The organism is Bradyrhizobium sp., from assembly GCF_035484855.1.
Taxonomy (GTDB): Bacteria; Pseudomonadota; Alphaproteobacteria; order Rhizobiales; family Xanthobacteraceae; genus Bradyrhizobium.
Genome location: NZ_DATHOP010000096.1, coordinates 24,065 through 41,127 on the forward strand (window position 1 = coordinate 24,065; position 17,063 = coordinate 41,127).

Genomic DNA, 17,063 nt, shown 5'->3' on the forward strand with positions numbered 1-17,063 from the left:
CTGCCACAACGGTTCCGCGCCTTGCTGCAAGCCTGCCGCAGGACTAAGTTCGCTCAACCATTCAAAACGGGAGAATCACCCATGTCGCCAGCCGAAGCGCGCCTGATGGAAGTGCCGGCGGAAATGACCGAGGCCGAATGGACCCAGCGGATCAATCTGGCCGCCTGCTACCGCCTGGTCGCGCTCTATGGCTGGGACGACCTGGTCGATACCCACATCTCCGCGCGGGTGCCCGGGCCGGAGCATCATTTCCTGATCAACCCGTACGGGCAGATGTTCGACGAAATCACCGCCTCCAGCCTGGTGAAGGTCGACCTCGACGGCAACCAGCTCACCGAGAGCGAATACCGCATCAACCCGGCCGGCTTCACCATCCATTCCGCGATCCACGAAGTGCGTGAGGATGCCGGCTGCGTGCTCCATCTGCACACGCCCGACGGCACCGCGGTGGCGAGCTGCATGGAGGGCCTGCTGCCGATGAACCAGACCGCGCATTTCGTCACCCACGATCTCGCCTATCACGACTATGAGGGTGTCGCGCTCGATCACGACGAGCGCCCGCGCCTGCAACAGGACCTCGGCGACAAGAACCACATGCTGCTGCGCAATCACGGCACGCTGACCGTCGGCCGCTCGGTCGCCTCCGCCTTCGAACGCATGTACCACCTGGAGCGCGCCTGCACGATGCAGGTGCGCACCCGCATGCTGGGTCCGACGGCCTATCCGATCGAGAAGGCGGTGGTCGACAAGAACGAAACCCTGTTCAACAATCCGGAGCGCGCGGAATTGCGCTCGACCACGCTGGTGTGGCCGCCGCTGCTGCGCAAGCTCGATCGGATCGACGCGAGCTACCGGAGTTGAAATTTTCGGATTTCGGTGTAGAATAGCATCTAACAACCTCTGCACTTCCGGAAATCAAAACGCCGCCCAATTCCGGGCGGCGTTTTTCATTTGTAGGGAAGCGTAGGATGGGCAGAGCCAACGAGTCGCGCGCACGCGCGACCGATGGCGTACCGATTTCGAGAGCGATGGTGGGCACCGCGCCAAGGGCGCCTTTGCCCACCCTACGAAACATCGGAGAGGTTACCGCGCCTCGTCCGCGAACGCGCCAAGTATCCGCGCCCATGAACGGATGCCCTTGTGGAAGCTCTTGAGGTCGTATTTTTCGTTCGGCGAATGGATGTTGTCGTCGTCGAGCCCGAAGCCGACCAGCACGGTATCGAGGCCGAGCGTGCGCTTGAAATCGGCGACGATCGGGATCGAGGCGCCCGAACCCATCAGCACCGTTTCCTTGCCCCACTCCTCCGTCAGCGCGCGGCTGGCGGCTGCGAGCGGCTTCATCTTCCAGTCGAGCGCGATCGCCGGCGCGCTGGAATGGTCGCCGAACTCCGCGCGGCAATCTCCGGGTAGCCGTGCGGTGACGTAGTCGCGAAACGCCTTTCGGATCTTGAGGGGTTCCTGTCCTTCCACCAGCCGGAACGAGACTTTCGCGGAAGCCTCCGCCGGGATCACGGTCTTGGAGCCTTCGCCGGTATAGCCGCCGATGATGCCGTTGACGTCGCAGGTCGGGCGCGAGGAGATCTGTTCGATCAACAGGCGGTCCTTTTCGCCGGCGGGAATCGAGAGCCCGATCGGCTTCAGGAAGGATTCCGGCGTCAGGTTCAGTTTCTTCCACTGCGCCAGGATATCCGGCGGCAAATCCTTCACGCCGTCGTAGAAGCCGAGAATGGTGATGTGGCCGTTGTCGTCGAACAGGCCGCCGAGGATACGGGTCAGCACACGGATCGGATTTTGCGCCCCGCCGCCGAACACGCCGGAGTGCAGGTCGCGGTTGGCGGCCTTGATCCTGACCTCCTCATAGACCAGCCCGCGCAGCGAGGTGGTGATCGCGGGCGTATTGGGATCCCACATGCTGGTATCGCAGACCAGGGCGAAATCGGCTTTCAGTTCGTCCTTGTTCTGCTCGAGGAACGGCACGAAATTCTTCGAGCCGATTTCTTCCTCGCCCTCGATGATGATGGTGATGTCGATCGGCAGCGAACCGGTGACGGATTTCCAGGCGCGGCAGGCTTCGACGAAGGTCATCACCTGGCCCTTGTCGTCCTCGGCGCCGCGCGCGACGATGATCTTGCGTCCGTCGGCATGCGTCGTGACTTCAGGCTCGAACGGCGGCCGATGCCAGAGATTGAGCGGGTCGACCGGCTGCACGTCGTAATGCCCGTAGAACAGCACATGCGGCCGTGACTTGCCATTTCCTCCGCCGTTGCTTTTGGCGACGATGGCGGGATGACCGGCGGTCGGCCTGACCTCGGTCGCAAAACCGAGCGTCGCGATGTCCTTGGCCAGATGATCGGCGGCCGTCTTGCAATCGCCGGCGAACGCTGGGTCGGCCGAGATCGACTTGATCCGCAATAGCGCGAACAGCCGCTCCAGGCTGTTGTCGAAATCGGCATCGATGCGGTCGAGGACCGGTTGCAATTGCGGCGCGCTGGACATGTCGGGGCTTCCTGGCTTGCGAGGCTATTTCGGGACGACAGGTTGTAGCGCGGTAGCCGCCGGAGACAAAGAGCCGAGCTCGCCTTCCTCGGGCGGATGCAGGATGTGCCAGACCAGTCCGGCGGCGATGACGGCGGTCGCGGCGAGGTTGTTGCCCCAGGCCTGCAGCTCGTTGGGAAAAACCGGAAACGACAGGCACATCAAAAGCCCGGCGATTGCCAGCGTCGCCCATGTGCCGGCCCGTACCGCCACTCGGGGATCATAGGCCGCCCGATGGATCAGGATCGTCATCGGAAAGAACAGCCACATGAAATAATACTGGCGGGCCAGCGGCGAGGCCACGATCATCAGGCAGAACAGGATACCGAGTTCCTCGGCATTGGACCTCGGCGTCGTCTTCGAGCGGGCCGGCATCACCGCGAGAAAGCCAAGCCCGATGAGGAGCGAGATAGCCACGACGATCCAGTTCGCGGTCTTGAAGCTGACATCCATCAGATTCATGTAGGCCGGCGGCCGCGCCGGATTGTCCTGGTTGTAGTTGACCGGGCGCACCAGCCGGTGCGTCACCGCGATGATGGATTGGTTGACCCACGACCAGTTCTGCTCGCCGCGCTGGCCAAAACCCTGCTCCGAACTCGTGCCCACCATGCCCTGATACCAGGTCTTCAATTCGGCGACATTGTGCTGGAAGCCGCGCACCGGTGCCGGAACGATGAACAGGAAAACCCCGAGGAATACGATCATGCTCGCGGCCTCCGCCCAGCGCCGGCGCCAGATCAGATAGGGAAACACCGCGACCGGAAAAACCTTGATCGCGGTGGCGAGCGCAAACATGCTGCCCGCCATCCAGGGCCGCTCGTGCTGCAGCAGCCAGAATCCGTACAGCATCATCGCCAGCAGCACGAGGTTGGGCTGCCCGAGATCGAACATGTCGAACACGAAGGTGACGGTGACGAAGCCCGGCAGCGCGAACAGCCACGGGCCGGGTATCCGCCCGGAGCCGGTCATGGCGTTGGAGAATTGCGCGGTCATCCACCACGCCACGGCATTGAAGACCGACAGGCAGAGATAGAGCGGGATCTTACCGAACCAGGCGGGAATCGCGAGCAGCACCGCCGACAGCGGCGGATAGATGAATTCGAAATAGTCGCCGGGATCTCTGGGGTAGAGGTCCCTGCCCTGCAAGACCTGCTGGCCGGCCCAATACCACAGCGGATAGTCCTTGGTCTTCCCGCTCCCCCAGATTTCCGGCCCCAGAACGTCGGCCGTCAGCGCAATGCAGCAGACCAGGAAGAGCACATCGATCGGCGCTCGTAACGACGGATATCTCAGCACGCGCACCTTTCAGGATATCGGAGGAAGGCCACGCCGCAGCAAATGGCCATGGGATTTCAAACGCTATCGTCGCAGCAGCCCGCCGAGCGCGCCGCGCACCAGTGAGCGTCCGACCGAACCGCCGATCGAGCCGCCGACCTTCTTGCCGAGGCCGGCCACCACCCCGCCGACCACCTGGTTGGTGACCGATCGCGTGACGTTCCGCGCGATGACCTGACCGGTCGACAGCTTGCCGCGCCGCACGTTGGTGCCGAAGATCGTCCCGACGATCGCGCCGATCCTATCGAGAATTCCGCCGCCACCGGGGGCGGCCGCGTTGCCGGCCACGCGCTTCTGCAGCACCTCATAGGCGGATTCGGAATCGATCGTCGTGTCGTATTTGCCCTTGACCGGGCTGTTGTCCATGATCGCCTTGCGTTCCTCCGGCGTGATCGGCCCGATCCGCGCCGTCGGCGGCCGGATCATGATGCGCTCGACCATGGCCGGCGTGCCGTTGCCTTCCAGGAACGACACCAGCGCCTCGCCCTTGCCGAGTTCCATGATGACTTGCGCGGTGTCGAGTTTTGGATTGGGCCGGAAGGTTTCGGCCGCCGCCGCCACCGCCTTCTGGTCGCGCGGGGTGAAGGCCCGCAGCGCGTGCTGCACGCGGTTGCCGAGCTGGGCCAGCACCTTGTCGGGCACGTCGATCGGGTTTTGCGTCACGAAATACACGCCGACGCCCTTGGAGCGGATCAGCCGCACCACCTGCTCGATCTTGTCCATCAAGGCCTTCGGCGCATCATTGAAAAGCAGATGCGCCTCGTCGAAGAAGAACACGAGTTTTGGTTTTGGCGGATCGCCGGCCTCCGGCAACTCCTCGAACAGCTCCGAGAGCATCCACAGCAGGAAGGTCGCGTAGAGCTGCGGGCTTTGCATCAGCCGGTCCGCGACCAGGATGTTGACCATGCCCCGCCCGTCGCTGTCGGTGCGCATGAAATCCTTCAGCGCCAGCGCCGGCTCGCCGAAGAATTTGGCGCCGCCCTGGTTCTCCAGTACCAGCAGCTGGCGCTGGATGGTCCCCACCGTCTGTTTCGAGACGTTGCCATATTGCGTGGTCAGCTCATTGGCGTGTTCGGCGATGAAGGAAAGGATCGCCCGCAAGTCTTTCATGTCCAGCAGCAGCAAACCCTGCTCGTCGGCCACCTTGAAGGCGATGTTCAGCACGCCTTCCTGGACATCGTTCAGATCCATCATCCGGGAGAGCAACAGCGGTCCCATTTCCGAGACGGTGGCGCGCACCGGATGGCCCTGCTCACCGAACACGTCCCAGAAGATCGTCGAAAACCGGTCGGTCTGGAAGCTGAGGCCCATTTCGCTCGCCCGCTTCAGGATGAAGTCCTTGGCCTCGCCGGCCTCGGAGATGCCGGAGAGATCGCCCTTGATGTCGGCTGCGAACACGGGAACCCCGGCCCGCGCAAATCCCTCCGCCATCACTTGCAGCGAGACGGTCTTTCCAGTTCCGGTAGCACCGGTAACGAGGCCATGGCGGTTGGCCAGCGCCAGCGTCAGCCATGCCGCTGCCTCACCTTTGCCGATGAAAATCTGCTCGATCGTATCGGCCATCTTGGTATCGGAGGTAGCCATTGCATTGCCTCTCGCCGCGCCGCAGGGGTCTCAGCCGCCGGGCGGCAGTATCATAAGGCATCTTGCAGGCCGATTGAAACCGGTCAAAGGCTGCCCGAGGCCGTCATTGAATCGGTTTGCCGCAGCCGGATCGACCACCGCTTCGCAACCAACGAAAGTCTGAATGCGGCTCCTCAGATCACCCTGGCTCTTGCATTGCTGCAACACTCGCGCCGCCATCGAAGCTGAATCGCGCTTTGGAATGCGTGATCGCTTGTAATTCACTGCACGGAAGATCAAGATAATTTCGACAAGCAAGGAGCCGGCAGGAAGCCGGTTGAGGCGGGGCAATATGGACGAACTGATAGGGCGGCTGGCTGCAAAAGCCGGCATCGATGCTGCCGTGGCCGAAAAAACCATCGGCATCGTTCTGGGTTTCCTTCGCAATGAGGGCCCTTCCGACAAGGTTCAGGTCTTGATCGACGAGATTCCGGGCGCGGAAGCCGCGATCGCGGCGTCCGGCGGCGGCGGTCTTGCAAAGTTGATGGGCGGCGGCCTGATGGCGCTCGGTAGCAGGCTGATGGCGCTCGGTCTGGGCATGGGTGAAATTCAGAGCGTCGCCCGTGAACTTTTCAGGTTCGGCCGCGACAAAATCGGAGCGGATCGAATGGGCGAGATCATCGCGGGGACACCGGGGCTTAGTCAGTTCGCCTGAAATCAGTTCGCCTTAAGCACCTTTTCATATCGAGCACCATGACATATCCAATCTCCGAGATCGATGGTCTGCCATCCTTCGCCGCCTCAAAACTCAAATCGCTGGGCATTCGCACCACGGATCGGCTGCTGGAGGCGGCGCGAACCGTCAAGGGCCGCAAGATGCTGGCGGCAAAGACCGGGATCAGCGAACAGCAACTGCTGGAATGGGCCAACGTCTCCGACTACATGCGGATTCCCGGCATGGGCAAGGCCAAGGTCGGGCTGGTGCGCGCCGCCGGCGTCACCACGGTCCGCGAGCTCGCGCTGCGCAATCCGGCGCGCCTGGCCGAAAGCATGAAGGAAGTGAATACCAGGCGCAAACTCGTCCGCGTCATGCCATCCGAAAAATCGGTCGAGCAACTGATCGCGCAGGCCCGAAAACTTCAGCCCAAAATCAGTTATTAGACCCGGCGAAAGCGGCCTGGCGGACGCCCGCGCGAGGCGGCCGTCACGTCTTGACTCCCACGAGCGGACCGCGCAAAGCGACCGCATGATCGCGACCACGTCCAGACCCGCGCCCACCGCCGCCACGGCAGGTCGTCCGCTATGGCCGGCGCTATTGTCCCGGCCCTACCCGGCCGTGATGGGCGTGCTGAACATCACGCCGGATTCCTTTTCCGACGGCGGACGGTTCGTCGCGCCGGAGCATGCGCTGGCGCAGGCCCGCCGCATGATCGCCGAGGGCGCCGACATCATCGACATCGGCGCCGAATCCACCCGTCCCTATGGCGCCGAACCTGTTACGGCCGAGGAGGAATTAAGACGCCTGCGGCCGATCCTCGCCGAGGTCGTTTCGCTCGGCATTCCCGTATCCATCGATAGCATGAAACCGGCCGTCACGGATTGGGCGCTGGATGCAGGCGCCTCGATCGCCAACGACGTCTGGGGCCTGCAGCGCGATCCCGCCATGGCGAGGCTGGTGGCGTCGCGCCGTTGCCCCGTGATCGTGATGCACAACCGCGACCGCGCCGATGCCGGCATCGACATCATGCAGGATATCGCCGCTTACTTTGCCCGCTCGCTCGAGATCGCCGACCAGGCCGGCATTTCCCGCGAAAACATCGTGCTCGATCCCGGCATTGGCTTCGGCAAGACCCCCGAACAGAGCATGACCGTGCTGGCCCGGCTCGATGAACTCGGATCGTTCGGCCTGCCGCTGCTGGTCGGCGCGTCGCGCAAGCGTTTTATCAGCTCGGTCACGCCCTCGGAGCCGCATCAGCGGCTTGGCGGATCGATTGCCGCCCATGTCGTGGCGGCGATCGGTGGCGCGCGGATCATCCGCACCCACGATGTGGCCGAAACCGTGCAGGCCCTGCGCGTCGCGGCGGCGATCCGGGACCGGCAATGACCGATATGATCTTCATCAAAGGCGTCGTCATCCACGCCCGCCACGGCGTCATGGAACATGAGACCGAGGTCGGACAGCGTTTCGTCATCGATCTCGAATTATCCACCGATCTGTCGGAATCCTCGCGCACCGACAAGCTCGCCGATACCGTGTCCTATTCCAACGTGGTGGCGACCGCGACCTCGGCGTTCAAGAATGCCAACTACAAGCTGCTGGAACGCGCGGCAGGCGCGGTGGCCGACGCCATCTTGGCGGCATTTCCCCGCATCAGCGCCATCAAGGTCACGGTCCACAAGCCGCATGCGCCGATCGCCGCGATCTTCGACGACGTCGGCGTGGTGCTGACGCGCACGCGCCAGGCGCCGCGTGGCTAGCGTCCTGATCGCGCTCGGCGGCAATGTCGGCGACGTCCGCGCGACATTCAAAAAAGCCATCGCCAATATCTGCGGCATGACGCAAGGTGCGCTACTGGCGCGCTCGTCGGATTATGCCACCCCGCCCTGGGGCGACGAGGCGCAGGCCCGCTTCGTCAATGCCTGCATCGAAATCGAAACCGGCCTCGATCCGCATGCGCTGCTGTTCACGCTGCACAAGATCGAACACAAATTCGGCCGCGACCGGCCCAAGGAGACGCGCTGGGGCCCGCGTACGCTCGATCTCGACCTGATCGCCTATGATGACGTCTCCATCGAGAGGCCGGAACTGACGCTGCCGCACCCGCGGACCTTCGAGCGCGCTTTCGTGCTGGTGCCGCTGATGGAGATTGTGCCGGACCGTGTGATCGCGGGACGCAGCGTCGCCGCGGCGCTCGTTCAGCTGTCGACCGAGGGGATCGAGCGGCTACCCGAGCTCTGCTAGACCGCCCCGTCCGCCCGAAAACAACCGTTTGGCTTCACGGTCCGCACGTGGCAATTTCCGGCCAAACACGCAAAACGGCTCGAAGGAAGCGCCCGGCCGAATGACATCTGAGACCGAAGACCTGCAGCTGGCGGCGGATTTTCCGCCGGCGGGCTATGACGACTGGCGCAAGCTGGTCGATGGCGTGCTGAAGGGCGCGCCATTCGAGAAGCTGATCGCCAAAACCTCTGACGGCCTGAAGATTGAGCCGATCTACCCGCGCGCCCATGGCGCCGCTCCCATCCCGGGGCGGGGTCCGGCCACGCCCTGGCAGATCATGCAGCGGATCGATCATCCGGATGCGGCTATCGCCAACGCCCAGGCGCTGCACGATCTGGAAAATGGCGCGACCGGGCTGGCGCTGGTATTCGCCGGCGCCAACGGGGCGCGCGGCTTCGGGCTCGAGCCGTCGGCGGAAGCCGTCGAGAAGCTTTTGGACGGCATTTTCATCGATGCCGGGATAGCGATCGAACTTCAGGTCGGCCCGCAGTCGCGGATGGCCGCCATCCACGTCGCCGAATACGTGCAACGCAAAGGTCTCGACCCCGCGGCCTGCGATATCCGTTTCGGTCTCGATCCAATCGGCGCCTGCGCGGTCTGGGGATCCAGTCCCTATACGTGGCCCGAGATCGCGACCGCGGTTACAGGCGCCGTCAAGAACCTCGCGGGCATGGGGTTTAGGGGCCCGTTCGCCGTTGCCGATGGACGCGTCATCCACGACGCCGGTGGATCGGAAGCACAGGAACTGGCGTTCGTGCTGGCCACCGGCGTGACCTATCTGCGCGCGCTGGAAGCTGCCGGCGTGGCGCTCGAAGATGCCAGCGGCATGATCTATGCGCGGCTTGCCGCCGATGCCGATCAATTCCTGACGCTGGCAAAGTTTCGCGCCTTGCGCCTGTTGTGGGCACGGATCGAACAGGCCTGCGGGCTCGCGCCGAAACCGTTGTTCGTCGCCGCCGAAACCGCGTGGCGGATGCTGACCCGGCGCGATCCTTACGTGAACATGCTGCGCGCGACGATGGCGACATTTTCCGCAGGCCTCGCCGGCGCCAATGCCGTCACCGTGCTGCCGCATACGCTGGCGCTCGGACTGCCCGACCCGTTCGCGCGGCGCGTGGCGCGCAACACGCAATTGGTGCTGCTGGAGGAATCCAATCTCGCCAAGGTCTCCGATCCGGCGGCGGGCTCCGGCGGCATCGAAAGCCTGACGCAACAACTCTGCGAGGCGGCATGGGCGCTGTTTCAGGAAACCGAAAAAGCGGGCGGCGCATTCGCCGCCCTGGAGCAGGGCGTGATCCAGCGCGAGGTCGCGGCGACGCGGGCGTTGCGCGAACAGAATATAGCCCGGCGCAAGGAAGTACTCACCGGCGCCACCGAGTTTCCCAATCTGCGGGAGGCTGGCGTCGCGGTGCTCGACGCAAAGCCGGTTGTGGTCGCGCCTTACGGCGAGGCCAAATTCAAATTCGAGGCGCTGACGCCAATGCGGCTGGCGGCGCCGTTCGAAATCCTGCGCGACCGTTCTGACCAGATTCTCAGGGATAGCGGCGTGCGGCCAAAGATCTTTCTCGCCAATCTCGGTACGGCCGCCGACTTCACCGCGCGCGCGACATTTGCGAAGAGCTTTTTTGAAACCGGCGGGATCGAGGCGATCGATACCGAGGGGTTCGCCGATCCGACGGCGCTGACCGCGGTGTTCGAGGCTTCCGGCGCGGCGCTGGCGTGTCTCTGCTCCTCCGACAAGGTCTATGCAGGGCAAGCGGTCGCGGCCGCAAGGGCCCTTCAAGCCGCCGGCGCAAGGCATATCTATCTGGCAGGGCGACCGGGCGAGCGGGAAGCCGCGCTGCGCGCCGCGGGCGTTGGCGATTTCGTCTTTGCCGGCGGCGATGCTCTGACAGTCCTGCAGGACGCCTATCGGCTGACGGAGGCAACATGACGACGGCTGCAAAACCTGGTTTGACCGGCGGCTGCCAATGCGGCGCGATTCGCTTTGCGCTGTCGGCGCCGCCGAAAAAGGTCAGCATCTGCCATTGCCGGATGTGCCAGAAGGCATCGGGCGCGCCGTTTGCGTCCCTCGCCGACATCGACCGCGGCGATTTCGCCTGGACCCGCGGCAAGCCCGCGGCATTCCGCTCCTCCACCATCGCCGAACGCGACTACTGCAAAGATTGCGGCACGCCGCTGAGCTTTCGCCCCATCGACGGCCCGCGGATCGAGATCATGACCGGCGCCTTCGACCGCCCGGATCGGGTGGTGCCGACCCAGCAATTCGGCACGGAATCCCGGCTCGGCTGGGTGGTGGCGATCGCCAACCTGCCGAGCCAGACCACGCTGCAGAACTACGGCCCGGAAAAGGTTTCCGGCATCGTCAGCCACCAGCATCCGGACCATGATTAGGGACATAGAAATGACGGTGGCAACTGGCTGTGATATGTTTGCCATCGAACACAGTCCCGTCATGCCCGGGCTAAAGCGCGAAGCGCGTCTTCGCGCAGGTGTCCCGGGCATCCACGTCTTTCTTGCGTCGAGAGCGTTAAGACGTGGATGGCCGGAACAAGCCCGGCCATGACGAACGAGATTTTTGAAATGAGCCGCATACCTGATTTCGCCAATATCGCTTTTGAAAAGACCGCCCCGCCCGAGCCTGCCGGCAGCGCGGAGCCGTGGCTGACGCCCGAAGGCATCCCCGTGAAGCCGGGCTACAGCGAGGCCGATCTCCAAGGCATCGATTTCCTCGACACTTGGCCAGGGATCGCGCCCTATCTGCGCGGCCCCTATCCCACGATGTATGTCAACCAGCCCTGGACTATCAGGCAATATGCCGGGTTTTCCACGGCGGAAGATTCCAACGCTTTCTATCGCCGCAACCTCGCCGCCGGGCAGAAGGGTCTGTCGGTCGCGTTCGATCTCGCCACCCATCGCGGCTATGATTCCGATCATCCGCGCGTCACCGGCGACGTCGGCATGGCCGGGGTCGCGATCGATTCGATCTACGACATGCGCACGCTGTTTTCGGGCATTCCGCTCGACCAGATGAGCGTGTCGATGACCATGAACGGCGCGGTGCTGCCGATTTTGGCGCTGTTCGTCGCAGCCGCCGAAGAACAGGGCGTGCCGCCGGAGAAGCTGTCCGGCACCATCCAGAACGACATCCTCAAAGAGTTCATGGTGCGGAACACCTACATCTATCCGCCGGCGCCCTCGATGCGGATCATCTCGGATATCTTTGCGTACACCTCGCAAAAGATGCCGAAATATAACTCCATTTCCATCTCCGGCTATCACATGCAGGAAGCCGGCGCGACGCAGGACCTCGAGCTCGCCTATACGCTGGCCGACGGCGTCGAATATCTCCGTGCGGGTCTAGCCGCCGGCCTCGACGTCGACCGTTTCGCGCCACGCCTGTCGTTCTTCTGGGCCATCGGCATGAACTTCTTCATGGAAGTCGCCAAGATGCGCGCGGCAAGGCTGCTGTGGGCCAAGCTGCTAAAACCGTTCAACCCCAGGGATCCGCGTTCGCTGTCGCTGCGCACGCATTGCCAGACCTCGGGCTGGTCGCTGACTGCGCAAGACGTCTACAACAACGTGATGCGCACCACCATCGAGGCGATGGCGGCAACGCAGGGCCATACCCAGTCGCTGCACACCAACGCGCTCGACGAGGCGCTGGCGCTGCCGACCGATTTTTCCGCGCGGATCGCGCGCAACACGCAATTGTTCCTGCAGCAGGAAAGCGGCACCAGGCGCATCATCGATCCCTGGGGTGGCTCCCATTACGTCGAGCGGCTGACCCGTGATCTCGCGGCGAAAGCCTGGAGCCACATCCAGGAAGTCGAGGCGCTCGGCGGCATGGCGAAGGCGATCGAAGCAGGCGTGCCAAAACTGCGGATCGAGGAAGCCTCCGCCAAGACGCAGGCCCGGATCGACGCCGGCAAGCAGGCGGTGATCGGCGTCAACAAGTTCAAGCCGCTCGACGAGGCGCCGATCGACGTGCTCAGGATCGAGAATTCCACCGTGCGGCGGCTGCAGATCGACAAGCTCAGGCGGCTCAAATCCGAGCGCAACCAGAAGGACGTCGACGAAGCGCTAGCGGCGCTGACAAGGAGCGCCGGCGAAGGCAATGGCAACCTGCTGGCGCTCGCCATCGATGCCGCGCGCGCCAAGGCAACCGTCGGCGAGATTTCCGACGCGCTGGAAAAAGTATTCGGCCGCCACCGCGCCGAAATCAAGTCCATCACCGGCGTCTACAAGCGGGAGGCGTCCACCATGTCCAACCGGGTCGAAAAAGTGCAGGCGCTGATCGACGCTTTCGAGGATGCCGAAGGGCGACGCCCGCGCATTCTCGTGGCAAAGATCGGCCAGGACGGCCACGACCGCGGCCAGAAGGTGATCGCGTCGGCCTTTGCCGACGTCGGCTTCGACGTCGACATCGGGCCGCTGTTTGCCACCGCCGAGGAGGCCGCACGCCAGGCGGTCGAGAACGACGTCCATATCCTTGGGCTGTCGTCGCTGGCGGCCGCCCACCTCACCGCGGTGCCGGAAGTGAAGGCCGCGCTGAAGAAGCAGGGCCGCGACGACATCATGATCATCGTCGGCGGCGTGGTGCCGCCGCAAGATTACGACGCGCTCTACAAGGCCGGCGCGGAGGCGATCTTCCCGCCGGGCACCGTGATCGCGGATGCCGCCGAGGAATTGATCCACAAGCTCAACGCGCGGCTCGGCCATAGCGAGGCGGCGGAGTAGCTCACGTCATCCTGAGGTGCGAGCCACTTTCGGCGAGCCTCGAAGGATGGTCAACGACGGTGCGTGCGACATCCTTCGAGACGCGCGCGAAGGGCGCGCTCCTCAGGATGACGGCGGTGTATGACGCACTTTCAAATGCCGTGGCGTGCACGCTCCCCCTCGCCTACCACGCCTTGCCGTTGTAAACGAAGGCATGTCCCAGCCGAACAGCGCCCCCGTCGATCTCGAATCCCTCGCAAAAGACCTCCGCGCCGGCCACCACGCGGCGCTGGCGCGGGCGATCACGCTGATCGAAAGCCGGCGCGGCGATCATCAGGCGGCCGCCCGGGATCTGGTGCAGTCGCTGCTGCCCTTGACGGGAATGGCGGTTCGCGTCGGCATCACCGGCTCGCCCGGGGTCGGCAAATCCACCACCATCGACGCGCTCGGGATGTTCCTGATCGAACACGGCCACAAGGTCGCGGTGCTCGCGGTCGACCCTTCCTCGGCGCGCACCGGCGGCTCGATCCTCGGCGACAAGACGCGGATGGCGCGGCTTGCGGCTTCCGAGCGCGCCTATATCCGGCCCTCGCCGGCCTCCGGCACGCTCGGCGGCGTCGCGGCGAAGACCCGCGAGGCGATGCTGCTGTGCGAGGCCGCAGGCTTCGACGTGGTGCTGGTGGAGACCGTCGGCATCGGTCAATCGGAGACCGCCGTCTGCGACATGACCGATTTCTTCCTGGCGCTGATGCTGCCGGGCGCCGGCGACGAGCTGCAGGGCATCAAGAAGGGCCTGGTCGAACTCGCCGACATGATCGCGATCAACAAGGCCGACGGCGACAACGTCAAGCGCGCCAACCTGGCGGCGTCGGAATATCGCGGCGCGCTGCATATCCTGTCGCCCCGCTCCGAGCACTGGCATCCGCCGGTGCTGACCTATTCAGCACTGACCGAGACCGGCATCGATACGCTGTGGCAGACCATCCTCGACCACCGCACCGCGATGACCGCCTCGGGCGAGTTCGCCGAACGCCGCCGCGAGCAACAGATAAAATGGATGTGGTCGATGCTGGAGCAGCGGATGATGGCGCGGCTGCGTGCCGATGCCTCGCTGCGGGCAAAGGTCAAAAAGATCGAGGCCGAGGTGGCCGATGGCCGCGTGACGCCTTCGTTGGCCGCGGAGCAGATCGCGGAGATGCTGGGATGAGCGAAAAGCTCCGTATTCTCGTCACCGGTTTCGGTCCGTTTCCGGGCGCGCCGTTCAATCCGACGCAGCAGCTCGTGAAACGGTTGACGGAGTTGCGCCGCCCGGCGTTCGCCGATGTCGAACTGACCGGGCATATTTTTTACGTCACCTATGTGACCGTCGACCGCGAACTGCCCGAGCTGATCGCCCGGCATCGTCCGCAGGCGCTGTTGTGTTTCGGCCTCGCCGGGCGCACCGCGCATGTCCGCATCGAGACGCGGGCGCGCAACGCCGTCACCACCTCGTTCCCCGATGCCGATCGCCGCCGCGCGCGGAAGGGATCGATCGCGGGCAGCGCCGAGGCGCTAGTGTTCGGCCCGCATACCGCCAAACTGCTGCGCGCGGCCCGCGCCACCGGCATCGACGCGAGGATATCGCGCGACGCCGGGAGCTATCTCTGCAACTATCTGAGCTGGCGCGCGATCGAGACGACCGGTCGCGAGGGCGGCCCGCAACTCGCCGCCTTCGTTCATGTGCCGCTGCTGGCTCGCCACCGCGCGCCGCAACGCAAGGGCGCGGCGCACCGCATCACGCTCGACGAGTTGGTCGACGCCGGCGAGGCGATGCTTGCGGAGATGGTAAGGCTGACGCGGCAAGCGGCATTGAAGCGTTAATTCCCGCAGGCCAACGATTAACCCTACCCCCAACAATCCTCCGCCCTCATCCGCGTCTGCGCCACGCGTCGGCGCATTTTGGCGCTAAGTGGCGTGCATGAACCTCAATCGCCGCCATTTCATCGGCATCTCCGCCACAGGCCTTGCCGGCGCGCTCGCGATGCCGACCCGCGCCATGCACGCGGCGCCGTTGACGTCAGCGCTCGGACGCGACGCCACGCAGTACGGCATCCATCCCGGCAGCCCCGACGACCAGACCAGAGCGCTGCAACGGGCGATCGACGAGGCGGCGCGGGCGCGGGTTCCGCTGGCGCTGCCTTCAGGCGTCTATCGCACCTCGATGCTTCGCCTGCAAAGCGGCACGCAGCTGGTCGGCGTGCGCGGCGCCACAAAACTCGTGTTCAATGGCGGCGCCTCGATGTTTCAGGGCGAAGGCGCTGACAGCGCCGGCATTGCCAACGTGACGCTCGACGGCAGCGGCATTCCGCTGCCGACCCGACGCGGCCTCGTGCATTGCCTGGGCGGACGCGACATCCGCATCACCGATTGCGAGATAGCAAACAGCGGCGGCAACGGCATCTGGCTGGAAAACGTCTCCGGCGACGTCAGCGGCAACATCATCGGCAACACGGCCTCGACCGCGATCGTCTCGTTCGACGCGCAGGGGCTATCGGTCTCGCGCAACAGCATCCTGGGCACCAACGACAACGGCATCGAAATCCTGCGCAGCGCGATCGGCGACGACGGCACGCTGGTCGCCGACAATCGTATCGAGGACATCAAGGCGGGCCCCGGCGGCTCCGGGCAATACGGCAACGCCATCAACGCGTTTCGGGCGGGCAATGTGATCGTGCGGGGCAACCGCATCCGCAATTGCGATTATTCCGCGGTGCGCGGCAATTCGGCGTCCAACATCCAGATTACGGGCAACAGCGTCAGCGACGTCCGCGAGGTGGCGCTGTATTCGGAATTTTCCTTCGAGGGCGCCGTGATCGCCGACAATACCGTCGACGGCGCCGCGTTCGGCGTCTCGGTCTGCAATTTCAACGAGGGCGGACGGCTCGCCGTGGTGCAGGGCAACGTCATCCGCAACCTGAAGCCGAAGCGCCCGATCGGCACCGCGCCCGACGACGACGCCGGCATCGGCATCTATGTGGAGGCCGATAGCTCGGTGACCGGCAACGTGATCGAGAACGCGCCGTCGTTCGGGATCGTCGCCGGCTGGGGCAAATATCTGCGCGATGTCGCGATTACTGGCAACGTGATCCGCAAGGCTTTCGTCGGCATCGGCGTGTCGGTGACGCCGGGCGCAGGCACCGCGCTGGTCAACAACAACATGATTTCGGAGACGCCGCGCGGAGCCGTGGTCGGACTCGACCACGCGCGCCCGGTGACGGGCGATCTCACCGCCGAGGGCGCGGAGCGATTTGCGCAGGTCGTGATCGGGACCAACGCGGTGCGGCGGTAAGCGAAGACAAGGCAAGGGGCGACTGAGCAAGTCATCCTTCGAGGCTCGCCGAAGAGGCGAGCACCTCAGGATGACGTCGGCAGCTCTACATCGCATTGCGAAGCAACGAGTAGCGTTCCGCCATCGTCGCTGCGAAAGGATATTGACAGCAGGCCGCGCTGCGTCATCCTGAGGTGCGAGCCTCTTCGGCGAGCCTCGAAGGATGACTGGGTGGGCATCTATATCTACATGCTGCGCTGCTCCGATGGTTCCTACTACATGGGAAGCGCAACGGGACACGACCTCCAACCGCGTATCGATCAGCACAATGCCGGATCGTACGAGGGATATACTTTTTCAAGACGACCCGTCGTCCTCGTCTGGTCTGAATATTTCGATCGGATTACGGATGGGATTGCCGTCGAACGCCAGATCAAGGGCTGGAGCTGTGCCAAGAAGGAAGCTCTCGTTCGCTCCGACTGGAAAAATCTGAGCCGACTTTCCCGTCGTCGCGCTGGCAAGCCATCGACCGGCTGAGCAGGTCATCCTTCGAGGCTCGCCGAAGAGGCTCGCACCTCAGGATGACGGCGAAGCCGTTACGCG

The 17,063-nt window shown here is 64.3% G+C and carries 16 protein-coding genes; 13 read left to right on the forward strand and 3 right to left on the reverse strand.

Translation table 11 applies throughout. From position 1 onward, the window contains the following. Positions 1-81: 81 nt before the first annotated feature. On the forward strand, positions 82-861 hold the full coding sequence (locus VK804_RS11345) for a class II aldolase/adducin family protein (protein ID WP_325370902.1): 780 nt from the start codon (positions 82-84) through the stop codon (positions 859-861). A 222-nt stretch (positions 862-1,083) separates the two neighbouring features. On the opposite strand, the gene VK804_RS11350 is transcribed toward VK804_RS11345, so the two are convergent. From VK804_RS11350 to VK804_RS11360, 3 genes are all read right to left on the reverse strand, one after another. Further along, positions 1,084-2,496 carry a M20/M25/M40 family metallo-hydrolase gene (locus tag VK804_RS11350; protein WP_325370903.1) on the reverse strand — a complete coding sequence of 471 codons (1,413 nt, stop codon included), beginning with the start codon at positions 2,494-2,496 and terminating at the stop codon, positions 1,084-1,086. Positions 2,497-2,520: 24 nt separating this feature from the next. Beyond that, positions 2,521-3,831 carry a glycosyltransferase family 87 protein gene (locus VK804_RS11355; protein ID WP_414642755.1) on the reverse strand — a complete coding sequence of 437 codons (1,311 nt, stop codon included), beginning with the start codon at positions 3,829-3,831 and terminating at the stop codon, positions 2,521-2,523. 63 nt (positions 3,832-3,894) lie between these two features. After that, positions 3,895-5,454, reverse strand: coding sequence for a helicase HerA-like domain-containing protein (locus tag VK804_RS11360; protein WP_325370905.1), 1,560 nt, complete (start codon positions 5,452-5,454; stop codon positions 3,895-3,897). A gap of 331 nt (positions 5,455-5,785) precedes the next feature. On the opposite strand from VK804_RS11360, the gene VK804_RS11365 reads away from it, so the two are divergent. From VK804_RS11365 to VK804_RS11420, 12 genes are all read left to right on the forward strand, one after another. Beyond that, positions 5,786-6,148, forward strand: a complete 363-nt coding sequence (locus VK804_RS11365; protein ID WP_325370906.1) for a DUF2267 domain-containing protein — start codon at positions 5,786-5,788, stop codon at positions 6,146-6,148. A gap of 38 nt (positions 6,149-6,186) precedes the next feature. Beyond that, on the forward strand, positions 6,187-6,594 hold the full coding sequence (locus tag VK804_RS11370) for a DUF4332 domain-containing protein (protein ID WP_325370907.1): 408 nt from the start codon (positions 6,187-6,189) through the stop codon (positions 6,592-6,594). A gap of 85 nt (positions 6,595-6,679) precedes the next feature. Then, positions 6,680-7,537, forward strand: coding sequence for a dihydropteroate synthase (folP, locus tag VK804_RS11375; RefSeq protein WP_325370908.1), 858 nt, complete (start codon positions 6,680-6,682; stop codon positions 7,535-7,537). After that, on the forward strand, positions 7,534-7,911 hold the full coding sequence (gene folB, locus VK804_RS11380) for a dihydroneopterin aldolase (RefSeq protein WP_325370909.1): 378 nt from the start codon (positions 7,534-7,536) through the stop codon (positions 7,909-7,911). The genes folP and folB overlap by 4 nt, the downstream gene beginning before the upstream one ends. Next, on the forward strand, positions 7,904-8,395 hold the full coding sequence (folK, locus tag VK804_RS11385; RefSeq protein ID WP_325370910.1) for a 2-amino-4-hydroxy-6-hydroxymethyldihydropteridine diphosphokinase: 492 nt from the start codon (positions 7,904-7,906) through the stop codon (positions 8,393-8,395). The genes folB and folK overlap by 8 nt, the downstream gene beginning before the upstream one ends. 100 nt (positions 8,396-8,495) lie before the next feature. Further along, entirely contained in the window at positions 8,496-10,367 is a 1,872-nt protein-coding gene (locus VK804_RS11390) for a methylmalonyl-CoA mutase subunit beta (RefSeq protein ID WP_325370911.1), read from the forward strand. Next, positions 10,364-10,828, forward strand: a complete 465-nt coding sequence (locus tag VK804_RS11395; RefSeq protein ID WP_325370912.1) for a GFA family protein — start codon at positions 10,364-10,366, stop codon at positions 10,826-10,828. The genes VK804_RS11390 and VK804_RS11395 overlap by 4 nt, the downstream gene beginning before the upstream one ends. A gap of 189 nt (positions 10,829-11,017) precedes the next feature. After that, positions 11,018-13,174 (forward strand): methylmalonyl-CoA mutase, encoded by a 2,157-nt coding sequence (scpA, locus tag VK804_RS11400; RefSeq protein WP_325370913.1) that lies wholly within the window; start codon positions 11,018-11,020, stop codon positions 13,172-13,174. A 193-nt stretch (positions 13,175-13,367) separates the two neighbouring features. After that, positions 13,368-14,360, forward strand: coding sequence for a methylmalonyl Co-A mutase-associated GTPase MeaB (gene meaB, locus VK804_RS11405; protein ID WP_325370914.1), 993 nt, complete (start codon positions 13,368-13,370; stop codon positions 14,358-14,360). Continuing rightward, on the forward strand, positions 14,357-15,013 hold the full coding sequence (locus VK804_RS11410; protein ID WP_325370915.1) for a pyroglutamyl-peptidase I: 657 nt from the start codon (positions 14,357-14,359) through the stop codon (positions 15,011-15,013). Before meaB ends, VK804_RS11410 begins: the two co-directional genes overlap by 4 nt. Positions 15,014-15,110: 97 nt before the next feature. Further along, positions 15,111-16,481: a TIGR03808 family TAT-translocated repetitive protein gene (locus VK804_RS11415; protein ID WP_325370916.1), complete on the forward strand. Its 1,371-nt coding sequence runs from the start codon at positions 15,111-15,113 to the stop codon at positions 16,479-16,481. A gap of 210 nt (positions 16,482-16,691) precedes the next feature. After that, positions 16,692-16,997, forward strand: coding sequence for a GIY-YIG nuclease family protein (locus tag VK804_RS11420; RefSeq protein WP_325370917.1), 306 nt, complete (start codon positions 16,692-16,694; stop codon positions 16,995-16,997). Positions 16,998-17,063: the final 66 nt, after the last annotated feature.